The 664-nt window shown below is 45.5% G+C and carries 1 pseudogene; it reads right to left on the bottom strand.

What is annotated here, in order from left to right:
• A pseudogene (locus A3763_RS05360) lies at positions 1-664 on the bottom strand (malate synthase G); the annotation flags it as partial.

Raw genomic sequence — 664 nt, 5'->3', positions numbered from 1 at the left:
GCTCTTCATCCATAATACCCATCTTCATCGTGAAGCGAGGCAGGTTAAGTGCATCTTCAACACGTGCAAACAATTCGTTAGCAAAAGCCACTTCTTCTGGGCCGTGCATCTTAGGTTTAACGATATTGACAGAACCTGTTGTAGAGTTCTTGAATGGGCTATTGCCATTCAAGTCGTGAATAGCGATAAGCGCTGTCACAACACCGTCCATGATGCCTTCAGGAATTTCAGAACCGTCTTCCAAAAGAATCGCAGGGTTAGTCATCAAGTGACCTACGTTACGAACGAACAACATTGAACGACCTTTCAAAGAGAAAGTATTACCGTCAACACCCGTGAATTCACGGTCAGCATTCATCACACGTGTAAATGTCTTACCGCCTTTGCTTACGTCTTCAGCCAGATCGCCTTTCATTAGGCCTAACCAGTTGCCGTAAGTCGTCACTTTGTCTTCTGCGTCAACCGCAGCAACAGAGTCTTCACAGTCCATGATAGTGGTCAGTGCCGCTTCCATGATCAAATCTTTAACGCCAGCAGCGTCAGTTGAACCAACTGGGCTAGTCGCATCGATTTGGATTTCGATGTGCAAACCATTGTTCTTCAAAAGAATAGATGTTGGTGCAGCTACGTCGCCGGTGTAACCAACAAATTTGTCTTCTTCTTT

This window comes from Oleiphilus sp. HI0128 (genome assembly GCF_001635365.1).
Note: the sequence above shows the minus strand (reverse complement) of the source record. Positions and strands in the feature narration are given on the sequence as shown.